This is a genomic window from Desulforamulus putei DSM 12395 (genome assembly GCF_900129195.1).
GTDB lineage: Bacteria > Bacillota > Desulfotomaculia > Desulfotomaculales > Desulfotomaculaceae > Desulfotomaculum > Desulfotomaculum putei.
Map to the genome: position 1 here is coordinate 19,633 of NZ_FQUY01000014.1, position 20,546 is coordinate 40,178.

General features: G+C 52.8%; 25 protein-coding genes, 1 riboswitch and 1 other annotated feature. Of the genes, 23 read left to right on the forward strand and 2 right to left on the reverse strand.

What is annotated here, in order from left to right; translation table 11 throughout:
- Nucleotides 1–79: 79 nt before the first annotated feature.
- The 19 genes from BUB67_RS09955 (at nucleotide 80) to BUB67_RS10045 (ending at nucleotide 14,537) form a co-directional block, all read left to right on the forward strand.
- Nucleotides 80–727, forward strand: a complete 648-nt coding sequence (locus BUB67_RS09955; RefSeq protein ID WP_073239281.1) for a rhomboid family intramembrane serine protease — start codon at nucleotides 80–82, stop codon at nucleotides 725–727.
- Nucleotides 728–897: 170 nt separating this feature from the next.
- Entirely contained in the window at nucleotides 898–1,353 is a 456-nt protein-coding gene (locus BUB67_RS09960) for an N-acetyltransferase (RefSeq protein ID WP_073239282.1), read from the forward strand.
- Nucleotides 1,354–1,369: 16 nt separating this feature from the next.
- Nucleotides 1,370–1,744 carry a zinc-ribbon domain-containing protein gene (locus BUB67_RS09965; RefSeq protein ID WP_073239283.1) on the forward strand — a complete coding sequence of 125 codons (375 nt, stop codon included), beginning with the start codon at nucleotides 1,370–1,372 and terminating at the stop codon, nucleotides 1,742–1,744.
- Nucleotides 1,745–1,867: 123 nt separating this feature from the next.
- The gene (gene ilvN, locus BUB67_RS09970) at nucleotides 1,868–2,383 is read left to right on the forward strand and encodes an acetolactate synthase small subunit (protein WP_073239284.1); all 516 of its coding nucleotides are present in this window, start codon (nucleotides 1,868–1,870) and stop codon (nucleotides 2,381–2,383) included.
- Nucleotides 2,384–2,447: 64 nt separating this feature from the next.
- Nucleotides 2,448–2,723 (forward strand): CopG family ribbon-helix-helix protein, encoded by a 276-nt coding sequence (locus BUB67_RS09975; RefSeq protein WP_073239285.1) that lies wholly within the window; start codon nucleotides 2,448–2,450, stop codon nucleotides 2,721–2,723.
- A 6-nt stretch (nucleotides 2,724–2,729) separates the two neighbouring features.
- Nucleotides 2,730–3,080 carry a type II toxin-antitoxin system PemK/MazF family toxin gene (locus tag BUB67_RS09980; protein WP_008411296.1) on the forward strand — a complete coding sequence of 117 codons (351 nt, stop codon included), beginning with the start codon at nucleotides 2,730–2,732 and terminating at the stop codon, nucleotides 3,078–3,080.
- 54 nt (nucleotides 3,081–3,134) lie between these two features.
- Nucleotides 3,135–3,833: a gamma-glutamyl-gamma-aminobutyrate hydrolase family protein gene (locus tag BUB67_RS09985; protein WP_073239286.1), complete on the forward strand. Its 699-nt coding sequence runs from the start codon at nucleotides 3,135–3,137 to the stop codon at nucleotides 3,831–3,833.
- A 33-nt stretch (nucleotides 3,834–3,866) separates the two neighbouring features.
- Entirely contained in the window at nucleotides 3,867–5,024 is a 1,158-nt protein-coding gene (locus BUB67_RS09990) for an amidohydrolase (RefSeq protein ID WP_073239287.1), read from the forward strand.
- A 126-nt stretch (nucleotides 5,025–5,150) separates the two neighbouring features.
- The gene (locus BUB67_RS09995; RefSeq protein WP_073239288.1) at nucleotides 5,151–5,558 is read left to right on the forward strand and encodes a response regulator; all 408 of its coding nucleotides are present in this window, start codon (nucleotides 5,151–5,153) and stop codon (nucleotides 5,556–5,558) included.
- A 97-nt stretch (nucleotides 5,559–5,655) separates the two neighbouring features.
- Nucleotides 5,656–5,770, forward strand: a riboswitch (TPP riboswitch).
- 60 nt (nucleotides 5,771–5,830) lie between these two features.
- On the forward strand, nucleotides 5,831–7,129 hold the full coding sequence (gene thiC / locus BUB67_RS10000) for a phosphomethylpyrimidine synthase ThiC (protein WP_073239289.1): 1,299 nt from the start codon (nucleotides 5,831–5,833) through the stop codon (nucleotides 7,127–7,129).
- A 66-nt stretch (nucleotides 7,130–7,195) separates the two neighbouring features.
- On the forward strand, nucleotides 7,196–7,417 hold the full coding sequence (locus BUB67_RS10005; RefSeq protein ID WP_143157046.1) for a hypothetical protein: 222 nt from the start codon (nucleotides 7,196–7,198) through the stop codon (nucleotides 7,415–7,417).
- A gap of 78 nt (nucleotides 7,418–7,495) precedes the next feature.
- Nucleotides 7,496–8,503, forward strand: a complete 1,008-nt coding sequence (gene thiL / locus BUB67_RS10010; protein WP_073239291.1) for a thiamine-phosphate kinase — start codon at nucleotides 7,496–7,498, stop codon at nucleotides 8,501–8,503.
- Between the two features lie 125 nt (nucleotides 8,504–8,628).
- Nucleotides 8,629–9,114 (forward strand): tRNA (adenosine(37)-N6)-threonylcarbamoyltransferase complex ATPase subunit type 1 TsaE, encoded by a 486-nt coding sequence (gene tsaE, locus BUB67_RS10015; protein ID WP_073239292.1) that lies wholly within the window; start codon nucleotides 8,629–8,631, stop codon nucleotides 9,112–9,114.
- Nucleotides 9,095–9,799, forward strand: a complete 705-nt coding sequence (tsaB, locus tag BUB67_RS10020) for a tRNA (adenosine(37)-N6)-threonylcarbamoyltransferase complex dimerization subunit type 1 TsaB (protein ID WP_073239293.1) — start codon at nucleotides 9,095–9,097, stop codon at nucleotides 9,797–9,799. The genes tsaE and tsaB overlap by 20 nt, the downstream gene beginning before the upstream one ends.
- A 29-nt stretch (nucleotides 9,800–9,828) precedes the next feature.
- Entirely contained in the window at nucleotides 9,829–10,281 is a 453-nt protein-coding gene (gene rimI, locus BUB67_RS10025; RefSeq protein WP_073239331.1) for a ribosomal protein S18-alanine N-acetyltransferase, read from the forward strand.
- Nucleotides 10,282–10,337: 56 nt separating this feature from the next.
- Nucleotides 10,338–11,360 carry a tRNA (adenosine(37)-N6)-threonylcarbamoyltransferase complex transferase subunit TsaD gene (gene tsaD / locus BUB67_RS10030; protein WP_073239294.1) on the forward strand — a complete coding sequence of 341 codons (1,023 nt, stop codon included), beginning with the start codon at nucleotides 10,338–10,340 and terminating at the stop codon, nucleotides 11,358–11,360.
- Nucleotides 11,361–11,634: 274 nt separating this feature from the next.
- Nucleotides 11,635–11,876: a binding site (T-box leader), on the forward strand.
- 238 nt (nucleotides 11,877–12,114) lie between these two features.
- A complete protein-coding gene (locus BUB67_RS10035) occupies nucleotides 12,115–13,419 on the forward strand; it encodes a phenylacetate--CoA ligase family protein (protein WP_073239295.1) in 1,305 nt (434 codons plus the stop codon).
- A gap of 24 nt (nucleotides 13,420–13,443) precedes the next feature.
- Nucleotides 13,444–13,875, forward strand: a complete 432-nt coding sequence (locus BUB67_RS10040; RefSeq protein WP_073239296.1) for an ACT domain-containing protein — start codon at nucleotides 13,444–13,446, stop codon at nucleotides 13,873–13,875.
- A 59-nt stretch (nucleotides 13,876–13,934) separates the two neighbouring features.
- Nucleotides 13,935–14,537: a 5-formyltetrahydrofolate cyclo-ligase gene (locus BUB67_RS10045; RefSeq protein ID WP_073239297.1), complete on the forward strand. Its 603-nt coding sequence runs from the start codon at nucleotides 13,935–13,937 to the stop codon at nucleotides 14,535–14,537.
- Here the strand turns inward: BUB67_RS10045 and BUB67_RS10050 are convergent.
- Nucleotides 14,521–14,718 (reverse strand): hypothetical protein, encoded by a 198-nt coding sequence (locus tag BUB67_RS10050; RefSeq protein ID WP_073239298.1) that lies wholly within the window; start codon nucleotides 14,716–14,718, stop codon nucleotides 14,521–14,523. The genes BUB67_RS10045 and BUB67_RS10050 overlap by 17 nt on opposite strands.
- 246 nt (nucleotides 14,719–14,964) lie before the next feature.
- Nucleotides 14,965–16,446 carry a coproporphyrinogen dehydrogenase HemZ gene (gene hemZ, locus BUB67_RS10055; RefSeq protein ID WP_238457017.1) on the reverse strand — a complete coding sequence of 494 codons (1,482 nt, stop codon included), beginning with the start codon at nucleotides 16,444–16,446 and terminating at the stop codon, nucleotides 14,965–14,967.
- Between the two features lie 157 nt (nucleotides 16,447–16,603).
- Between hemZ and BUB67_RS10060 the strand changes: the two genes are divergently transcribed.
- From BUB67_RS10060 to BUB67_RS10075, 4 genes are read left to right on the forward strand one after another with little or no spacing between them, the layout of a single operon-like run.
- Nucleotides 16,604–16,783 carry a hypothetical protein gene (locus tag BUB67_RS10060; protein ID WP_073239299.1) on the forward strand — a complete coding sequence of 60 codons (180 nt, stop codon included), beginning with the start codon at nucleotides 16,604–16,606 and terminating at the stop codon, nucleotides 16,781–16,783.
- Nucleotides 16,784–16,797: 14 nt separating this feature from the next.
- Nucleotides 16,798–18,027, forward strand: a complete 1,230-nt coding sequence (locus BUB67_RS10065) for a molybdopterin molybdotransferase MoeA (protein ID WP_073239300.1) — start codon at nucleotides 16,798–16,800, stop codon at nucleotides 18,025–18,027.
- Nucleotides 18,028–18,077: 50 nt separating this feature from the next.
- The gene (locus tag BUB67_RS10070) at nucleotides 18,078–20,012 is read left to right on the forward strand and encodes a molybdopterin biosynthesis protein (protein ID WP_073239301.1); all 1,935 of its coding nucleotides are present in this window, start codon (nucleotides 18,078–18,080) and stop codon (nucleotides 20,010–20,012) included.
- Between the two features lie 8 nt (nucleotides 20,013–20,020).
- The gene (locus tag BUB67_RS10075) at nucleotides 20,021–20,395 is read left to right on the forward strand and encodes a winged helix-turn-helix domain-containing protein (RefSeq protein WP_073239302.1); all 375 of its coding nucleotides are present in this window, start codon (nucleotides 20,021–20,023) and stop codon (nucleotides 20,393–20,395) included.
- Nucleotides 20,396–20,546: the final 151 nt, after the last annotated feature.

The window sequence follows — 20,546 nt, forward strand, 5'->3', positions numbered from 1 at the left end:
GTAATCAAATGTTAATAGCGCTGTAACATCTTTAGCGATAAAATATTATATAATATTTAAAAGCAGCGGAGGTACAACTGTGATACCATTAAAGGACAACATCCCCTCAAGAAGTTTTCCCTTTGTAACGGTGCTGATCATTTTCGTAAATGCCCTGGCCTGGTTTTATGAAGTGTCTCTGGGGCCTTACATGGACGATTTGATCTTCGTACTTGGGGTGACACCGGCACAACTGTTTCATTTGGGGTTGGGAAGCCAACTCTTTGTTATGACAACTGCCATGTTTTTGCATGGCAGTTGGACGCACTTTCTGGGGAACATGCTTTATTTGTGGATTTTCGGGGACAACGTTGAGGACCGCATGGGAAAATTACGGTTTTTACTGTTTTACCTGGTTACCGGGTATATTGCTACGCTGGCCCATGTCTTTTCCGACCCCGCCTCCACGTCCCCGTTAATTGGCGCCAGCGGGGCCATCGCCGGTGTGCTGGGAGGATATTTTATCCTTTATCCCTACGCCAGGGTACTCACCTTAATCCCCATTTTTATCTTTATCCAGATCATCCATATTCCTGCCTTTTATTTCCTGGGCTTTTGGTTCCTACTGCAAATCCTTAACCAGACCTTTAGCATTCAGGGAGCGCAATCGGTGGCCTTTTTAGCCCACATTGGCGGTTTTGCAGCGGGGGCGCTGTTGGTAAAAATGTTCCAAAAGAACCGTTACTAAAAGGGCCGTTAAACCCTGCCCATTCATTTCGCATTCTTCTAAAAAGTACCATGAACTCCGTTATCAAATAAAGGGGAATTTTGTTGATTACAGCAGGTTATCGGGTGGAAGGCGGCGAATATATCAATCTATATTTGCATATATAATGTTTTCATTAAGGAGATGTAACAGTGCTGATAAGAAAGGCAAAAATCTCAGACGTTGAAGAAATACACAAGCTAATCAGTCATTATGCTGCCGAGGGCCAAATGCTGGCCCGGGCCCGGACAACCCTCTATGAAGGGATTCGCGAATTTTCCGTGGTGGAAATAGAGGGTAAGGTGGTGGCCGCCGGTTCCCTGCACGTGCTGTGGAGTGATTTGGCGGAAATCCGGGCGCTGGCGGTTGCCCCTGAATATATAAGAAGAGGTCTGGGCAAGGCCCTGGTAGAAACCTTTCTCCGGGAGGCGAGGGAATTGGAACTACCCCGGGTGTTTGCCCTGACCTACAAACCGGAGTTTTTTGCCAGGTGCGGTTTCCGGTTAATTAATAAAGAAGACCTGCCTCAGAAGGTTTGGAAGGAATGCGTCAACTGCCCACAGTTCCCCAACTGTGAGGAAAGTGCGGTGATCATAGAACTAAAATAAAAGGGAGGCAGCGAGAATGGAATTTATTAAAAACATCAGTGAGAAGGCCAGGGATATCGGAGAAAAGGCCAAAGAAATTACCAAACGTTCCGGAGAATTGCTGGAAGTCACCAAGATGCGTTACGAAATCAGCAAGCTGGAAAAAATCATGGTGAATAACATTGAAGCCATTGGCGAGCTTTACTACCGCAAGTTTAAGGGCGAAGAAGAACTGTCGGCTGAAATTGAGCGTTTGTGCCAAGCTACCCGGGGGGTCGAGCAGGATATTCAAAAACTGCGGGAACAAATTGAAAAATTAATGCCCAAACCTGCTGTGTGCTCCCAGTGCGGTACCGAGCTGCCCGAGGGCGCCAATTACTGCCCCAACTGTGGAACCAGGGTTGTAGAATAGGTTCTACCATTTTTTTGCATGCCGTGATATGCAGGAATGTAGACGAAAATGCAGAAAAACATACCTTTATGTAAGTATAACCGCTTCTGATGATGAAGCTTTGTGGTTAAGGGGAGTTTGTGAATGAGACATAGTTTAGCCGTACTGGTGTTAAACAAGCCCGGGGTCCTGGCCAGAATTTCCGGGTTGCTCAGCCGCCGCATGTTTAATATTGAAAGCATTGCAGCGGGTTATACCGAAGATCCCAACATTACACGCATTACCCTGGTGGTGCAGGGAGATGAAAACATTCTCTACCAGGTGGTTAAACAACTGAGCAAGCTGGTGGATGTTATTAAAATCCACGAACTGGCTGCTTCGGATTCCATTAGCCGGGAACTGGCCTTAATCAAGGTAAGGGCCAATGACCCCGGCCGGCGGGCAGATATTGTCAATATCGTTGATATTTTCCGTGCCAATGTGGTAGACGTAAACAGTGAAACCATGGTCATTGAACTCACCGGGACCGAAGAGAAAATTGATGCTCTTTGCAGTATGCTGCGGGAGCACGGTATTGTAGAAATGGTCCGGACCGGTAAGATTTGTCTGGACCGGGGACCGGGAGCGGCCAAAGATGCACCGGACAACCACCTGACATAATTTTCCCCTTTTTGGGTATATATTTATCATATATAAATAAGTATTGAACAAGGAGGTCCGGTAGGTGTCTCAGGCTCAGATCAAACGAATCATGATTAGCCTACCCGACAGTCTGCTGGCGGAAGTAGACAACATCGTCGAGGAAGAAAGGGTCAATCGCAGCGAATTCATCAGGGAAGCAATGAAACTTTATATTGCTGAGCGTAAGCGTCGCATACTGAGGGAACAAATGAAAAAAGGTTATTTAGAAATGGCGAAATTAAATCTGGCTCTGGCCATTGAGTACCAGCGTATAGAGAATGTTTCCCTTGGTTATGAGCTGGCCAAAGCGGAGGGATAAGGCTTCATGCAAGTCCGGCGTGGAGATGTATTTTATGCCGACCTCAGTCCGGTGGTCGGCTCAGAACAGGGAGGCATCAGGCCGGTATTAATTCTCCAGAACGATATTGGCAACCAGTACAGCCCCACCACCATCATTGCAGCCATAACCTCCCAAATTGCCAAAGCAAAACTTCCTACACATGTTGAAATTCAGGCCAAGGCTACCGGGTTGGAAAAGGATTCGGTTATCCTTTTGGAACAGCTGAGAACCATTGATAAAAGCAGGTTATTTGAAAAGGTTTCGTCTTTAAACGAAGAATTAATGAACAAAGTCAACCGGGCGGTAGAAATAAGCCTGGGATTGGTGGAAATCTAGCATTTTTATGAATACACTCCAAAGAGGGGTGTATTTTTCTTAGGGAGTGATAGAATGATGCCGGTGATAGGTATTACCAGTTCCTACGATCGGGAATCAGGTCGAACATTTTTAAGCAGGTATTATGTCCAGGCGGTGGAAGCTGCCGGGGGACTGCCGCTGGTGCTGCCCTGCATCCTTTCGGAGGGCATGGTGGATAAAATCCTGGGTGCTATTGACGGTTTGCTTCTCTCCGGGGGTGTGGATGTGGATCCCCTGTTGTTCGGGGAAGAGCCCCATCCTGCCATGGGAGACATCTGCCCGCAAAGGGATCGATTTGAACTGGCTCTCACCAAGCGGGCCCTGGCCATGGATATGCCCATTTTGGCAATCTGTCGCGGCATTCAGGTACTAAACGTGGCGGCCGGAGGAACCCTTTGCCAAGATATCGGGTCAGCGATCCGGAACCCCCTTAAACATGACCAACTGGCCCCCCGGTGGTACGGCACCCACACCATTCATATATTGGCGGACAGCAAACTGGCTGCCGTCTGGGGAGACACGCTGGTGGTCAATTCCTTTCACCATCAGGCGGTGGACAGAGTGGCGGAAGGCTTCCGGGCCACAGCCTGGTCCGCCGACGGTGTGGTGGAAGGGATGGAAAGTACAGTCCACTCCTTTGTGGTGGGGGTACAGTGCCATCCCGAGTGTATGTACCAGGACCCCCGTATCTTGGCGTTGTTTAAGAGTTTTGTAGAGGCTGCCGGGAAATAATTTAACCAATTGACTGATCAGGAGGTAGGCATCATGTTTGCCATTATCAACGGAACGGTGCTCACCATGGCCGGTCCGCCCATCAGCCGTGGGACTGTTTTGGTGGAGGGCGGTAAGATTGTGCAGGTGGGTCAGAACATTCCTATACCCAGGCATATTGAAGTGATTGACGCGGCAGGTAAAACCGTCATGCCCGGGCTGATTGACGCCCATACCCATGTGGGCATTATGGAAGAAATCTACCGCATTGAAGGAGACGACACCAATGAAACCAGCGATCCGGTAACGCCCCACCTGCGGGCCATTGATGCGGTAAACCCGTCAGATTTAGGTTTTCAGGATGCCTTGGCCGGAGGGGTTACCACCGTAGTCACCGGTCCCGGCAGCGCCAACATTGTGGGTGGCGAAATGGTAGCTATGAAAACTCACGGCATCGTGGTGGATGACATGATCGTCCGCTTTCCGGCCGGGCTTAAGTGCGCCTTGGGGGAAAACCCCAAGCGGGTTTATGGCAGCGGCAATAAAATGCCGGCCACCCGTATGGCGTCGGCGGCCCTGCTCAGGGAAACCCTGGTGGCGGCCCAAAATTACCTGGCCAAACAGGAACAGGCAACGGCTGATAACACCGTCTTGCCGGAACGCAACCTGAAAATGGAAGCCGTCGTCAGGGTCCTTAAGAAAGAGGTTCCCCTGCGGGTTCATGCTCACCGGGCAGATGATATTATGACGGCTGTCCGCATTGCTCGGGAATTTGATCTGGAACTGGTGGTGGAACACTGCACCGAGGGACACCTGATCGCCCCCTGGCTGGCCGCTGCCGGGGCAAAGGCTGTGGTGGGTCCTATCATCAGCAACCGGGCCAAAGTGGAATTAATGAACCGGAGTCTGGAGACCGCAATGGCCTTAAGTCGAGCCGGAGTTCCCTTTGCCATCATGACCGACCACCCGGTGGTACCCATTCATTACCTCAGCCTTTCCGCCGGCCTGGCGGTGAAAGGGGGCCTGCCGGAGGAAGAAGCATTGAAGGCCATCACAATTTACGCAGCCAGACTGGTGGGCATCGACCACCGCGTGGGTTCTCTGGAACCGGGCAAGGATGCCGATATGATTGTCATTGACCGTCCTTTATTCGACCCAAACCACCAGGTTGAGCAAGTATATGTAAACGGTCGGCAGGTTATTGGAAAATAGTAAAAATTTCCTAAAAAAATTCATTACTAAGAAGGATTTAGCAAACTTCCGTCGAACACAATAGTTAAATTGGCAACAAGTTACTTTTATGGGACTTTGTCACAATTTGTCGGGAGGAGTAGAAAAGTGAAAAAAGCGCTCGATGTATTAATTGTGGATGATCAGGCGGGAGTGCGCTATCTTCTGGAAATCCTAGTAAAGGAAGCAGGCCATCGGGTCCATACCGCTCAAAATGGCGTTGAAGCAGTGGATAAAGTGCGCATCATAAAACCGGATTTGGTTTTTATGGATGTGCGCATGCCCATTATGGGGGGGCTGGAAGCCCTGGGAAAAATCAAAAAAATTGCTCCCGAAACAGAGGTGGTTATGATGACTGCCTACAGTGCGGAAGACACTGCCGCCATTGCCATGCAAAAAGGCGCTTTATTGTGTATGAGCAAGCCCTTTGATGTGGATGAGGTCAAAAACCTGCTGGACAATTTTGTCAACAACTTAAACTCCTATGAGCAGGCTTGTATCGAAAACTATGCCTAATGACCGGTTCTCATCATCGGAAGGTGATGGAACTTTTCTTTTGTGCAGGATTTTTTTAATGATTGTGGAATAGTAATATAAACAAATCAATACAGGATGTAACCAATGGGGGGGCCCGGAGAGGCGGGCTGAGATAAGCGCCCGGTGATGTGCTTGACCCTTTGAACCTGATCTGGTTAGTACCAGCGAAGGGAATGTGGGGAAACAATTATTTAAGCAAAGCCCATAATTCCTATGGGCTTTTTATTTTTCCAACAAGGAGGAGTGAAACTATGACTCAGATGTTAGCGGCCAGAGCAGGGGACATTACACCGGCCATGCGCCGGGTGGCTGAAAAGGAAAATGTGACGCCTGAGTTTGTTCGACAGGGGGTGGCAGAAGGAACCATTGTCATTCCTGCCAATGTCAATCACAAAAACCTGGACCCCACGGGTTTCGGCAAGGGTCTGAGAACAAAGGTGAACGCCAATATCGGTACCTCCACCAGTTTTCCGGATATTGCAAAGGAACTGGAAAAGCTGCAGGTTGTCCTGGAGTCCGGAGCGGATGCTGTCATGGACCTGAGCACCGGCGGGGAAATTGACCGGGGACGCCGTCGCATTATTGAGGAAAGCGCCCTCCCGGTGGGGACGGTGCCCATTTACCAGGCTTTTTTGGAAAACCGGGAAAAGCGGGGAAGCATGATAGCCATGTCCGCCGAGGACCTTTTTGAAGTGATTGAGAGACATTGCGCCGACGGGGTGGACTTTATTACCGTTCACTGCGGCATCACCCTAGAGGTTCTAAAGCGCATCAAAAACCAGTCCCGCATTACGGATATTGTCAGCCGGGGTGGTTCTTTCCTCACCGGCTGGATGCTGCACCACGGCAAAGAAAACCCTCTGTATGAGCAGTACGACCGGCTGCTGGAAATTTGCCTCAAGTATGACGTAACCCTGAGCCTGGGGGACGGCCTGCGTCCTGGCTGCCTGGCCGATGCAACGGACAGGGCACAAATTCAAGAACTCATCATCTTGGGCGAACTGGTAGACAGGGCTAGGGCCAGAGGGGTCCAGGCCATGGTTGAGGGGCCGGGACATGTTCCCCTGGACCAGATTGCCGCCAATATTCAAGTACAAAAGACCCTCTGCAAGGGAGCGCCCTTTTATGTGCTGGGCCCCTTGGTAACTGACATCGCCCCCGGATACGACCATATTACCGCTGCCATCGGCGGTGCCGTAGCGGCTGCTGCCGGCGCCGATTTCCTTTGTTATGTGACGCCGGCGGAACACCTGGGTTTACCTACCCTGGAGGATGTCCGGGAAGGTATTATGGCTTCCCGGATTGCCGCCCATGCGGCAGATATCGTGAAGGGTGTTCCCGGCGCCCTGGAGTGGGATAAACAAATGTCTACAGCTCGCAAGGCACTGGACTGGGACAAACAAATTGCCTTGGCCATAGACCCCCGAAAGGCGGCCAAATTCCGGCAGGAGCGAAACCCGGAAGGCCATGAAGCCTGCACCATGTGCGGCGACTTTTGCGCCATGAAAATTGTAGGGCAGTATTTGGGAAAAGAACCGGAGACCTGTTAAATAAAGATGTTTTTGACCCTGCGATATTGGCAATACTACCCGGTAGTAACTGCCGGGGTGATGCTCTTGACTTTACAACTGGTATTACAACAAATAACAACCATTGCTGTGGCGGCGGTAGCCTTTGTCTGTTGGATTTGGTTGGCCTGTACGGCCATGAAAGTCATACCGGCCATCACCGGCAAATTAGGTCTGGGTGAAACGCCGGGACTTATTGTAGCAGTCATTGCCCTGTGGCCGCTGTTTGCTCTAACCTATCAACTGTTTCGTTTCTTTCTTCCCTTCTGATGCAAGACCCCTATCTTTAAAAGATAGGGGTCTTTGCTATATAATAACCATAGTTTGGCAGGAGAGGAGCTATCCACGTTGAATCTTTCACAGGTTGGCGAATTTGGCTTGATAAGCCTGTTAAATAAAGATCTGATTCATTCTCCCGCCGGGGTGATTGCCGGCATCGGAGACGATGCGGCAGTTTTACAGTCCTCCGGGGACTGCTGGCAGTTGTTTACCACCGATATGATGGTGGAAGGAATCCATTTCAGGTTGGACTGGTCCGGTTATTCCGATGTGGGTTACAAAGCCCTGGCCGTTAATATCAGCGACATTGCGGCCATGGGAGGCAGGCCCACCCACGGGGTGGTGTCCATTGCCGTTTCTGAGCATACCCGGGTGGAGGATGTGGTTGAACTTTACCGGGGACTTAGGGAAATAGCCCGCAATTATAAAGTAAACCTGGTGGGGGGAGATACGGTAAAATCCCCCGGCCCGCTGGTCATCAATGTTGCCCTGCTGGGGGAAGTGGCGGCGGGCAAAGCGGTGTACCGCTCCGGCGCCACACCGGGAGATGTTATTTATACCACCGGAAACTTAGGCACGTCCGCAGCGGGGCTCTATTTACTTGCCCATCAGGTGAGCTGCTCGCCGCAATTGAAGGACCGGGTCATCCGGGCCCACCTGCGGCCGGAACCCCGGGTGGCGGCGGGTATCCTCCTGGCGAGCCTGGAGGGGGTTTCCGCCCTGGATGATAACAGCGACGGGCTGGCAGCAGAGTTGAGGGAAATCTGCCGGGCCGGTTCGGTAGGCTGCCTGGTTTGGGAAAAAGCTTTCCCTGTCCTGCCGGAGGTAAGGCAGTTGGCCGCACAGGTGGGCGCCAGCACCCTGGACTGGGTGATGAACGGCGGCGAAGACTATGAACTGCTGTTTACCCTGCGGCCTGACCGGAGGAAGGCTGTGGAGGAAGCATTGCACAGGGCGGGCATTCCCTTTACCGCCATCGGTGTCATTGTGCCCGAGCAGGAGGGACTATTGATAGAAAGACGTAACGGAACCAGGGAAGTCATTACAATGAAGGGTTATAATCATTTTACCGAATAAAAGGTTCAATAATGCAATGATACATGCCACCTAATTTTGTTAATTGCACCCGTTGCATTGAAAAAACGGACCCGGTGGCAATACTATAGTTTAGGTTCGGACTTCGAACTTGGAAAGGTGATTCGATGAGTGCAGCGATGTTAAAAAGCCATTCCCCGGAAGAGACCAAGCAGCTGGGTGAAAAAATGGCTGTGTTGTTGCAAGCAGGGGATATCATATGCCTGAACGGTGACCTGGGTGCGGGAAAAACCGCCTTTTCCCAGGGAGTTGCCAAGGGATTGGGGATTGACGCACCTGTCACCAGCCCCACCTTTACCTTAATTAACGAATATGAAGGTAGGCTGCCCCTTTACCATTTTGATGTTTACCGCCTGGAAGGGCCGGCAGAGATGGAGGATTTGGGCTATGAGGAGTATTTTTACGGACAGGGCGTGTGCCTGATTGAATGGGCCCAACGGGTGGCGGAAGTTTTACCCCGGGAGCGTTTGGATATCCACCTGACCAGAGAGGAAGGTTCAGAGGGAGTGCGACGGATCCACTTCAGGGCAAAAGGTGATCGCTATCAGCAGTTGGTGGAGGAGTTGATGAAGCTTGTACGTTCTGGGCATTGAAGCAGCAACACCGGTGGCAGGGGTGGCGGTGGTGGAGGACGGCCGTATTTTGGCTGAGCGCCTGGTCAATAACCGCCGCACCCACTCCGTTAACCTGCTTCCCATGATAAAAGCAGTCATTGAAGAGGCCGGCATCACCGCCAGGCAAATCGGGGCGGTGGCAGTATCTTCCGGTCCCGGGTCCTTTACCGGGTTGAGAATCGGTCTGACCACCGCCAAGACCCTGGCCTGGATCTGGCAGGTGCCGGTGGTGGGTGTATCCACCCTGGAGGCGCTGGCTTTGCCGCTGGCTCCCCAGGGCCAGATTATCTGCCCCATTCTGAATGCACGTAAAAACGAAGTTTATGCCAGTGTGTTTAGAGGGAGTTCCGGCCAAGCGGAGCTTCTGGAAGGTCCTCTGGCCCTTGGCATTCAAGAACTGGTACAGATTCTGCAACAGTGGGAGGGGCAGGTTACCTTTTTGGGGGATGCTGTTCCGGAATATAAACAGCAAATTACGGATTTAATGGGAGACCGTGCTGTCTTTGCGCCCCAGTCCGCCCTGCTGCCCAGAGGAGCAGCGGTGGCGGAGCTGGGCTACCGGAAAATGGCCGGCGGAGGAGGCGTGCCGCCCCTGGAACTGGCAGCGGAGTATATCCGGCTGTCCGAGGCGGAGGTTAAGCTGGCAGCTAGGTGCGGGAAGTAGGTGAGGCAGTGGATTACCAACTGGTTGAAATGAAGGTTGAGCATTTGCCGGGGGTGCTGGAAATCGAAAGGGTCTCCTTTCCCACTCCCTGGTCCCGGCAGGCCTTTACCTACGAATTAACGCAAAACAATTTTGCTTATTACATTGTGACCCTGCATCAGAGCCAGGTGGTGGGTTATGCCGGCATGTGGCTGGTGCTGGATGAGGCCCACATTACCAACATTGCGGTGCACCCCGGGTACAGGGGCCGCAAGTTGGGGGAAGCGCTGATGCTTGAGATGATGCGCCAGGCGGTGTTGCGGGGGGCTGTGCGGATGACCCTGGAGGTCCGGCCTTCCAACCACGCCGCCCGGCAGTTGTATAAAAGGCTGGGTTTTCAGGAAAAAGGGCTGCGCAAGAAGTATTACACCGATACCAATGAGGACGCTATTATCATGTGGCTGGATTTGGTGCCGGAGAATTCAAGTGGGGACGGTTCTTGACTTGAATTGGAGAATTCAAGTGGGGACGGTTCTTGAATTGGAAAATGGAGGTTACCATGAGTATAACAATCCTGGGCATAGAGACTTCCTGTGACGAGACATCGGCGGCGGTGCTGGTGGACGGGGTGGACCTGCGGTCCAACATCATTTCTTCTCAAATTGAAATTCACAAAAAATTCGGCGGTGTGGTACCGGAGGTTGCTTCCCGGAAGCACCTGGAAAATGTTCACCCGGTGATTATAGAAGCGCTGGAAAAGGCAGACGTCACCCCGGGAGACCTCAGCGCGGTGGCGGTTACCTATGGGCCCGGTTTGGTGGGGGCGCTGCTGGTGGGAGTGGCGGCCGCCAAAGCCATGGCCTATGCGCTGGACATTCCTTTAATCGGGGTGAACCACCTGGAAGGGCATATCGCCGCCAATTTTTTAGCCCAACCGGACCTGGAGTTTCCTTTGCTCTGCCTGGTGGTCTCCGGAGGTCATTCGGATTTGGTCTACCTGCCCAGCCGGGGTGAATACCGGCTTTTGGGCCGTACCCGGGATGACGCCGCCGGCGAGGCCTTTGACAAGGTGGCCCGGGCCATGGGGCTGGGTTATCCCGGGGGGCCGCTCATTGATAAACTGGCCCGGGAGGGAAACCCCGAGGCTGTGCAATTTCCCAGGGCCTTCCTGGAGGAGGGCAGCCTGGACTTCAGCTTCAGCGGATTAAAGTCTGCTGTGCTGAACTACCTCAACCGGGCCGCTATGCTGAAGGAAGACATCAACAAGGCGGATTTGGCCGCCAGCTTCCAGCGGGCAGTGGTGGAAGTGCTGGTGGAAAAAACCATGATGGCGGTGCAAAGGACCGGTGTTAAGACCATTATGATGGCCGGCGGTGTGGCAGCCAACGGCGGGCTCCGGGCTCTGCTCCAGGAAAGGGCCTCTGCGGCAGGATGCAGGGTGGTCTTGCCGCCCCTCCACTTGTGTACCGACAATGCCGCCATGATCGCCTGCGCCGGGTATTACAAATATCTCAGGGGGGACTTTGCCCCGCTGACATTAAATGCCGTCCCGGCACTGGCTTTGGGACACGACAAATATTAAGAAATATTAACATAAACACTTAACATTTTAGATTTATCCACTGTTCTGTGGAAGAAGTCCTGTGGACAATGTGGATAAGTCTGTTAATAACTTATACAATAAGGGTTTTCGTTGTGAATAGTAAATAGGCCAACCGAACAGGTTATCCCCATGCTGTTTTTACGGGTGTTTAAATATTAAGCACCTTTCATGAAGGGTTTCATCTCTAATTGTAAAAAAATATTGACTGGGGTTGGGAACTGTGGTAACTTATTTTTAAGTTGATACAGAAAGTCGATAAGCGATGATGGAGAAAAGTAGGTCAAACCCAGCCTTCCCAGGGAGAAGAAGTCGAGACTGGAAGCTTCTTTAAGGATGGTTGACTGAAGTTCCCTCCGGAGTTGCTGTGCTGAAAGATCCAGTAGGTGCAGCCGGAGTTCCCGCCGTTAAAAGGGAAAGGTATCGGAAAATATCCTGTACCGGCAGAGTGGCTTTAAGCAATTAGGGTGGTACCACGGAAATACCTCCGTCCCTTGGTGGATGGAGTTTTTTTATTCTGCCGCCGGTGATTTTTTCCGTACCTGCGAGGTGGGCCCGTTTGGCCAATAAGGGTGGTACCGCGGAGCAATTCTCCGTCCCTGCAGGGGATGGGGTTTTTTTATTTGTTCGAGAAAGGAGGTAAACAAAAATCCTTGGGCGGGAATATAAGATTTTTGTAAATACATTTAAATTATTAATCTAAGTAACTATAATAAATAAAATGGAGGTGGACACTTTGTCTGCTTACTGGGACGCTTACCATGAAACAATGTCTCGTGATCAACTGGCCGAGATTCAGATAAAAAGATTAAAGGCCCTGGTGGAAAGGGTTTATACCTCGGTCCCCTTTTACCGGCAGGCTTTTCAGGAAAAAGGGCTGACGCCCGGGGATATTAAAACCCTGGATGATTTAAAGCATTTACCCTTTACCACCAAAAAGGACCTGCGGGATACCTATCCCTTTGGCTTATTTGCCGTTCCCCGCAGCGAGATTGTGCGGATGCACGCTTCTTCCGGCACCACCGGCAAACCCATTGTAGTGGGTTACACCAAAAAAGATCTGGATAACTGGGCCGATCTGGTGGCCCGTTGTCTCACCATGGCCGGCGGCACCAGGGATGATGTGGTACAAAATGCTTACGGCTATGGTCTTTTCACCGGTGGCCTGGGAATTCATTACGGGGCCGAACGACTGGGCGCCACCATTGTGCCCATTTCCGGCGGCAACACCGCCCGCCAGATCATGCTGATGCAGGATTTTGGCACTACCATTTTGGCCTGCACCCCGTCCTATGCCATGTACCTGGCGGACGAGATTCATGCGGCGGGTATTGACCTCAGCAACCTGCGCCTGAAGGCCGGGGTCTTTGGCGCGGAGCCCTGGTCCAACAACATGAGGGCCCAACTGGAAGAAAAACTGGGCATTACCGCCCATGACATATACGGTTTGAGTGAAGTCCTGGGTCCCGGTGTAGCCATGGAGTGTCCTTACAAGAACGGTCTGCATATCTTTGAGGACCACTTCATTCCTGAAATAATTGACCCCGAAACCGAACAACCCCTGCCTTATGGCCAGAAGGGTGAGCTGGTGTTCACAACCTTGACCAAAGAAGGGTTCCCGGTCATCCGCTACCGGACAAGGGATATTTCAGCCCTCTATCCTGAAAAATGCGCCTGCGGCCGGACTCACCTGCGGATGGAACGGATTACCGGGCGCACGGACGACATGTTAATTATCCGGGGTGTCAACGTATTCCCGTCCCAGATCGAAAGTGTGCTGTTGGAGTTCGGTGAAACGGAGCCCCACTACCTGCTGGTGGTTGACCGTAAGGCAGCCATGGACGATCTGGAAATTCAGGTGGAACTGTCCGCCAGGATGTTCTCGGATAAGATTGCCGGGCTGGAGGTTCTGGAAAGAAGATTGCGGGAGCGCATCTTAAGTGTACTGGGGATTTCTGCTAAAATTAAACTGGTAGAGCCTAAATCTTTACCCAGAAGTGAAGGTAAAGCGAAAAGGGTTATCGATAAAAGGGAATTATAAATTGAAATAAGGGAGGTTGTGCACGTGCGCGTTCAGCAGATTTCCATCTTTCTGGAGAACAAAAAGGGCCGGCTGGCCAAAGTAACCGAGGTGCTGGGGGAAAACGACATTAATATTCGCGCCCTGTCCATTGCGGACACCACAGATTTCGGCATTCTCCGTTTGATTGTCAACAAACCCCAGCTGGCCTACCAGGTCTTAAAGGAAGCCGGTTTCACCGTAAGCACCACCGATGTGATTGCCGTGGAAGTAACCGACCAGCCCGGCGGCTTAAGCAGTATCCTGCGTCATTTGGATAAAGTGGGCATCAATATTGAATACCTCTATGCCTTTGTGACCCAAACCACCACCGCCGCTTTGATTGTCTTCCGGGTGGAACAGGTTGATGAGGCCATCAAGGTCCTGCAGGAAAATGGGGTTCGCATTGTGCCGGGGGACGAAGTTTACCAAATATGATGAAAACCTGAAAAAATCCTCCCCGTTAGGGGAGGATTTTTTCTAAAAGGGGAAGGCTTGTGGATAAGAAGACGATCAGAAAACAGGTTTTAGCTGCCCGCGGCTGCCTGGGGGAACAGGAAGTTCAAGTTAACAGCAACCGCATTGTAGAACAATTACTGGATCTGGAATGTTATAAAAAGGCAAAAACAGTCATGACCTATTTAGACTTCCGAAATGAAGTTGCCACAGACCTGCTAATAAGACATGCCCTCCAATCCGGCAAGCGGCTCACCGTACCGGTGGTGAACCAGGGAGATAAGTCCATGCTGCCCTCGCTGCTGGAAAACTTCCCGGATGATCTCTCTGCCGGTTCCTACGGTATACGGGAACCCGGCCCCGGCAAAATCAGGCCGGTGCCGGTGCAGGAATTGGACCTGGTGGTTGTGCCCGGAGTAGCCTTTGATTCCCGGGGCAACCGTTTGGGTTACGGCGGTGGCTATTATGACAGGTTTTTACCCCGGCTCAGGCCGGATGCGGTAACGGTGGCGCTGGCCTACCAGTTTCAGCTGGTGGCTGATTTATCCCCTTACTTGGGCCCCCACGACCAACCGGTTCACATCATCATTACGGAAAAGGGATTGCTTAATTGCCGTGGGGCCAGGCCTATAATATCTTGTTAAGTGTAGTCCTGAGATGGTTGGGATTGTCTTTTGAGGATGCCACCAGTTGCAGCATCGTTTTTTCTTTGAGCCAGGAAATTTTACCTTCCGGGGTTTCGATCATGTAACTACTTGTACCGGGTACCGGACGGGCGCTAAAGCCAATTTGTTTGATGAACTGAATGGCTTCATAGATGGTCATGAATCCCTCACATCCTTTCTGTTGTATACCCTATCATATGGGTGGAATGTTAAGCAGGTAAGTGTTTTTCTGTAAAAAGTTATTTATTCTACTCGAACAGTCCGAGGCAGGGGTTAATGAACATCAGAGGGATGCGGGTTTTGCTGTTCCGGGGGCCTGACAATATGTGTTTGTGGATGAAGGGTCGCAATAAGAAGGGCCTCCTCTTCAGGGAGGCCTTTTGGTTGATCTGACATTTGTAAAATATCATGGAAAGGTTGATAAATGGTTAATATGACTGACTTTTCGCCTCAAGTACTCGTCCAACCGCTCCACATACTGCCGGGGTTCTTTGGCATTGTATTCATTAACCAGGTTCCGGGTGCGAGGATCCACCCACTTGGAACCGGCACCCACACCAAGTCCGATGATGGTTTGCCGCTCTTCAATCATCTGGATGTTATAAATGCATGCATGTCCCGGCAATGCGTAGCCGATATTTTCTAAATTCCCCACCATTTGTTTCTGGCGATACATGTAGTAGGGCTCCAACCCCAAACGACTGGCTCCTCGGGCCGTTTCCTCCCACATGGCAGCCGCTTGTCCGGCTTCCGACAGAGGAAATTCGGCCAGCCGCTGTTTCAGGTGGGAGGCCCTTTTCAGGGCCAGGGCATGGACTGTTACATTCTCCGGTTTTAGCTGCAGCAGGCTGTTCACCGTGCGGGTCACATCCTGCACTGTTTCCCCCGGCAGGCCGATAATGACATCCATATTGATGGTGGCAAATTTATATTTGCGGGCCTCTTCCACCGCCCGGTAGACGTCTTCTACCGTATGGGACCGGCCAATGACGTCCAGGGTTTTCTGGTTCATACTCTGGGGATTAATACTGAGCCTGGTAACACCCTGCTGGGCCAGCAATGCCAGGATCTCTTCCTTTAAAGTGTCCGGCCGGCCCCCTTCCACAGTGACTTCAACCGTACCTTCCGTTCTTAAATGACCATTGACGGCCTCCAACAGGGTTTGCAATTGTTCCACCGAAAGACTGGTGGGGGTTCCGCCGCCTAGGTAGATGGTTTGTACGGTAAGCCCCCTGGACTGCAGGGTTTGCCCCACCACCCGGATTTCTTCCAGCAAGACATTGAGAAAGGGTTCCACCACGGTGCGGTGATGTTTAATGGGATAAGAAGGAAAAGAGCAGTAAAGGCAGCGGGTGGGACAAAAGGGGATGCCGATATATATGCTTACCAGCCGTCCGGCCTGTTCCCTGGAAAGCAGAAAGGGGCGTTGTGTTTCAGCGATGGCGGTAATCAAAGCCGCTTTATCCTGCCGCAGGGCATACTTCTCCACCAGGTATAACCGGATGTCTTTTGCGGCCCAGCCGAGGTCCAACAGCCGGTGCACCACTTTGGTGGGCCGGACGCCGGTCATGATTCCCCAGGGGGTGGGGCGCCGGCCGCTAAAGGACTCCAGGATTCGATAAACGGCCATGCGGGCCAATCTTTTCAGTTCATTGGGAGTTTCCTCGGTCAGGAGCGGCAGGCCCTCTTCCCGGTGGGCCATGGAGGTTCCGTTGCTGAAAAGCTGCGCCTCTGCCCAAAGGACCTGTTCTTCCTGCCTTAACGTAAGATGAAGAAAGAATTCCCCTTTATGTTCAGGCATCAGTTCGGCGCCGGGGTAAAACAGCCAGATAATGTCCTGAATGGTTCCCCTGTATGCAAAAGCTGTGTCGGACAGACCAATGATCAATGCTTTTCTCCCCTTTATTACCTGGATTATAACCAAATCGTCAAACAACCGTTATGCAAAAAAAGACATAACACCAGATGGAACAGGCAGGATATTTTGACATTGTAATGTAATAATAACACAAATAAAGCTTATTTATAGAAGGGGAGAGATCACCATGAGCGAGCATAGGGAAAAAATTATCGAGGCTCTGAAAGAAGCAGCCAAAGAAGGTAGACTTTCCTGTACCGCTGCCCGTAAAATCGCCAGTGAATTTAATGTTCCCCCCAAGGTTGTGGGAGATCTTTGCAATGAGTTAAAGATTAAAATTAAGGCCTGTGAACTAGGCTGTTTCTAAGCGGAGGGGTTGTTTTGGAATTATTTAATGTACTGACGGTACAGCAAGCCCGCGAGACCTTAAAAGCCCATTTGCCCGCCAGGACAAAGGAAGAAATTGTACCGCTGCTTTACGGGTTAAACCGCATCTTGTCCCGGGATATTACTGCCCGGGATGATGTGCCGGGTTTTGACCGCTCCACCATGGACGGCTATGCCGTAAGAGCCCGGGATACCTTTGGGGCCACCGAATCCCTGCCGGCCTACCTGGATGTCACCGGAGAAGTGATGATGGGCCAGGAAGCTGCCGGGCCGCTGGGGGCGGGACAAGCCTGGGTCATCCCCACCGGAGGCATGCTGCCCCCGGGGGCGGATGCGGTGGTAATGGTGGAATACACCGAAGAACTGGACCAGCACACCATTGGCGTAACCAAGCCGGTGGCGCCGGGGGATCATTTGGTCCGGCGGGGTGAAGACGTGGCCGCAGGGTCCGTTGTACTGCAGGCAGGACACCGTTTGCGGCCTCAGGACCTAGGGCTGCTGGCAGCCGTGGGCGTTACGCAGGTGCCGGTGCTGGAGCCACTCAGGGTAGGAATCTTGTCCACCGGCAATGAATTGATTGAACCGGAACAGCCCACCACTCCCGGCAAGGTGCGGGACATTAATTCTTACACCCTGTACGGACAGGTTGTGGAGGCCGGGGGCATACCCACCCTGTACGGCATTATTGAGGATCATTTCGACTCCCTGCGCAATGCTGTGGTGAAGGCTCTGGCCGAAAATGACATGGTGCTGATTTCCGGCGGCAGTTCGGTGGGGGCCCGGGATGCTACGGCCAAAGTCATAGAAACCCTGGGCAGCCCGGGGGTGTTATTCCATGGCATGGCCATTAAACCGGGTAAGCCCACCATCGGAGCGGTGGTGGAAGGGAAACCCCTTTTCGGCCTGCCGGGCCACCCTGTTTCCGCCATGGTGGTGTTTGACTTGCTGGCCCGGCCCATCGTTGAGTCCGCAGGCCTGCATCGCCCCCGCAGGATCTTCCCCCTGAGGGCGGCCATTACGCGCAACATTCACTCCGCCACCGGGCGGGACGACTTTTTGCGGGTGACCCTGCGCCGCCGGGAAGACGGCGCCCTTGTGGCAGATCCGGTTTTGGGCAAATCAGGGCTGATCAGCACCATGGTCAAGGCGGACGGCGTGGCACACATTCCCCTGACGAAGGAAGGGGTAGAGGCCGGGGAACTGGTGGATGTGTGGCTGTTTTAGAACAGGCTGTTCTTAAGAATAGATTATCAATGTGAACAGGAGAAATGCTCATGCGAAATAAACGAGACGTTTACCTGGACGACCGTCCCTGGGAGGAGGCGCTGGAAGGGCTGCTGAAGCACCTGGAGGCCAAAGGTTCCCTGGTCCCCGGGGCGCCGGAAGAGATTGCGGCGGAGGAGGCCCTGGGAAGGGTTACGGCTGAACCTGTCTTCGCCCGGAATTCCTCCCCCCATTACAATGCTTCCGCCATGGACGGCATTGCGGTGGACTCCTCCATTACCTTTGGCGCTTCGGACACTGCGCCCAGGCGGATCCGGCTGGGCGACAAAGCCCAGGTGGTAGATACCGGGGACCCCATTCCGCCGGGTTGTGATGCGGTCATCATGATTGAGGATGTTCACTTTGTGGAGGACGAGGTTTTTGAAATCACCTCGGCAGCGGCGCCCTGGCAGCATGTGCGGGCCATCGGGGAAGACGTGGTGGCCACTGAAATGATCCTGCCCGCCAATCACCAAATCCGCCCCATGGATATCGGCGGCATACTGGCAGGCGGGGTCGCTAAAATCAAAGTTCATCCCCGGCCCAAGGTAGCGCTGCTGCCCACCGGCACCGAATTGGTACAGCCCGGTGCAGAACTGAAACCGGGGGATATCGTGGAGTACAACACCCGGGTATTCGGGGCCATGGTCCGGACCTGGGGGGGTGAGCCCCTGCGCTGGCCCATCACTGAGGATGACTGGGACCGGTTAAAGGCTTCCCTATTAAGTGCCGTTGAACAAGCAGATATTGTTGTCATAAATGCCGGTTCTTCCGCCGGACGGGAGGATTTTACCGCCCAGTTGATCCGGGAGTTGGGTACCGTCTTAACCCATGGCGCGGCCATCAAACCCGGCAAGCCGGTGATTTTAGGGGAAGTGAAGGGTAAACCGGTAATCGGTGTGCCGGGTTACCCGGTCTCCGCCTACCTGACCATGGAATTGTTTGTGCGGCCTATTGTGTATAAAAAACTGGGGTTGGTTCCGCCTGCTCCCAAGACCGCCGAAGCCATTATCTCACGGAAAATGCCGTCCCCCATGGGTGTGGAAGAGTTTATCCGGGTTAAATTGGGCCAGGTGGGCGAAAAAATTATCGCCACTCCCATCTCCCGGGGCGCCGGGGTGATCATGTCTCTGGTCAGGGCGGACGGGATGCTGCGGGTACCCCGTCTGTCCGAAGGATTCCGGGCCGGGGAAACTGTAAAGGTCGAGTTGATGCGCCCTCTGGAAGAAGTCCGTCAAACCACCGTGGTTATCGGCAGCCACGATATGGCCCTGGATGTTTTGGCCAACCACCTGCGCAGGAGATTCCCTGAAGCCAGTCTTTCCAGCGCCAATGTGGGGAGCCTGGGGGGCCTTTCCGCCATAAAACGGGGCGAGTGCCACTGTGCCGGTACCCACCTGCTGGATGAGGAAACCGGTGATTATAACGTCAGCTATATTCAAAGATTATTAGGAGATCGCCCGGTCGTTTTGCTTAACCTGGTGTACCGGCAGCAGGGATTAATGGTGGCCAAGGGCAATCCCTTGAAAATTAAGGGACTGGAAGACTTGGCCCGGGAAGGAATCCGCTTCATTAACCGCCAGCGGGGAGCGGGAACCCGCATTTTACTGGATTACCGCCTGAAACAACTGGGCATTGATCCGGACAGCATTTACGGATACAACCGGGAGGAATACACTCATATGGCGGTGGCTGCAGCGGTGGCCAGCGGCGCAGCCGATGCCGGTCTCGGTATCCTGGCGGCGGCCAATGCCCTGGACTTGGATTTCGTTCCGGTGGTGGAAGAACGTTATGACCTCTGCATTCCTGGCGAGTACTGGGACACCCCTTATATCACCCGATTACTGGAAGTGATCGCCACACCGGAGTTCAGGCAGCAGGTGGAAGCGCTGGGGGGTTATGATTTGCGTGACTGTGGCGGCATCATGTACCGGCAGGGCATTTAGGTGGACACATGAAACGGGATCACACCGAAAATGGGAGCCGCCCCCTGGCAGAGCTTTTCCAGCCGGGGTGCAAAGTCTGGTTGGAGAGCGGTGGGACCAATTTTGGAGATGGGCTGTATTACCTGTTGCTGAATGTAAAAGAATATGGTTCCATCTCCCAGGCGGCCCGGATCATGGGAATGTCCTACCGTGCTGCCTGGGGCAAGATTAAAAGCGCTGAAAAAAACTGGGGATTTAAGCTGGTAGAAACCCAGGTGGGGGGAGATGCCGGCGGCGGCGCCATCCTGACCCGGGAAGGAAGCAGGCTGCTGGAGTGTTTTGGAGTCTTTCGGAGCAGGTTGGAGAAGGCGATGGTTGAGATTTTTAAAGAGAGCTTCGAGTAGGCTCCGAGGTATTCCTTTGGGGTCAAGCTATTAGCCGTCAGCTTTTTGCTGGTCCTTTGAGCCGGGCCATTAGCCATTAGCTATCGGCTATTAGCTATTAGCCATTGGCCTTTTGACTTGCAGGGTATTTCGGGAGTGTGTTGATCATCAA

Bases quoted from the DNA above. Each gene is read 5' to 3' on its own strand.
- BUB67_RS09965 (WP_073239283.1), top strand. From the start codon at position 1,370: ATGGAATTTATTAAAAACATCAGTGAGAAGGCCAGGGATATCGGAGAA.
- ilvN (WP_073239284.1), top strand. From the start codon at position 1,868: ATGAGACATAGTTTAGCCGTACTGGTGTTAAACAAGCCCGGGGTCCTG.
- BUB67_RS09980 (WP_008411296.1), top strand. From the start codon at position 2,730: ATGCAAGTCCGGCGTGGAGATGTATTTTATGCCGACCTCAGTCCGGTG.
- BUB67_RS09985 (WP_073239286.1), top strand. From the start codon at position 3,135: ATGATGCCGGTGATAGGTATTACCAGTTCCTACGATCGGGAATCAGGT.
- BUB67_RS09990 (WP_073239287.1), top strand. From the start codon at position 3,867: ATGTTTGCCATTATCAACGGAACGGTGCTCACCATGGCCGGTCCGCCC.
- thiC (WP_073239289.1), top strand. From the start codon at position 5,831: ATGACTCAGATGTTAGCGGCCAGAGCAGGGGACATTACACCGGCCATG.
- tsaE (WP_073239292.1), top strand. From the start codon at position 8,629: ATGAGTGCAGCGATGTTAAAAAGCCATTCCCCGGAAGAGACCAAGCAG.
- rimI (WP_073239331.1), top strand. From the start codon at position 9,829: ATGAAGGTTGAGCATTTGCCGGGGGTGCTGGAAATCGAAAGGGTCTCC.
- tsaD (WP_073239294.1), top strand. From the start codon at position 10,338: ATGAGTATAACAATCCTGGGCATAGAGACTTCCTGTGACGAGACATCG.
- BUB67_RS10050 (WP_073239298.1), bottom strand. From the start codon at position 14,718: ATGACCATCTATGAAGCCATTCAGTTCATCAAACAAATTGGCTTTAGC.
- BUB67_RS10060 (WP_073239299.1), top strand. From the start codon at position 16,604: ATGAGCGAGCATAGGGAAAAAATTATCGAGGCTCTGAAAGAAGCAGCC.
- BUB67_RS10070 (WP_073239301.1), top strand. From the start codon at position 18,078: ATGCGAAATAAACGAGACGTTTACCTGGACGACCGTCCCTGGGAGGAG.
- BUB67_RS10075 (WP_073239302.1), top strand. From the start codon at position 20,021: ATGAAACGGGATCACACCGAAAATGGGAGCCGCCCCCTGGCAGAGCTT.